The sequence below is a fragment of the Oleiphilus sp. HI0123 genome (assembly GCF_001635315.1).
This window is the reverse complement of record NZ_LWGE01000524.1, coordinates 1-678: the sequence shown is the minus strand read 5'-3', so window position 1 is coordinate 678 and position 678 is coordinate 1. Positions and strand designations below refer to the sequence as shown.

The following is a 678-nucleotide window of genomic DNA, read 5'->3' as shown; positions in this document are numbered from 1 at the left end:
TTTTCAATAACTTTTGCGGCTTCAGCTACACGAATAGAAGCTGCTTTGTGCGTGCCGGCAACGATGATGCTTTTATAAAGGTCATCAATAAAAGTTGCCGCTTCAGGCGTTGAGCCAGAGGTAACTTTGAGAATGTTCGTGACACGGTGTTCTTTATCGCCAGGATTGATTCGTTCCGGGCTGTATCCCGCAAAGAAATCTTCATTTAGCTTCAAACCAGAGCCTTGCTCGATTAGTGGTAAACAGTCTTCTTCGGTTGCACCCGGGTAAACAGTCGACTCGTAAATAACGTAATCGCCCTTTTTGACTACTTTGCCAAGCATCTCGCTCGCTTTGATTAGCGGCGTTAGGTTTGGTGTTTTGTAGTCATCGATCGGTGTAGGAACTGTGACGATATAGACGGTAGCATTCTTGATATCATCGAGCTGGGTTGTGAAGGTGAGGTGTGTGCTCTCAGCAAGCTCTTCAGATGAGCATTCTAGTGTGCTATCAACACCTTCGCGTAACTCGTTGATGCGATCTTCTTTGATGTCAAACCCTATGGTTGGGAATTTCTTCCCAAATTCGACTGCCAGTGGCAGACCTACATAGCCCTGTCCGATAATGCAAATTTGTGTATTTGTTTCCATGGTCTCTCGATCTTTCATCAATAAATAAAAACTTTGCGCCGACTGTTTA

The 678-nt window shown here is 44.7% G+C and carries 1 protein-coding gene; it reads right to left on the bottom strand.

Annotated elements, in window-relative coordinates; genetic code table 11:
- Positions 1–629, bottom strand: a 629-nt coding sequence (locus tag A3761_RS04900; RefSeq protein WP_369808176.1) for a nucleotide sugar dehydrogenase, incomplete at its 3' end; no start/stop codon positions are given.
- Positions 630–678 lie beyond the last annotated feature (49 nt).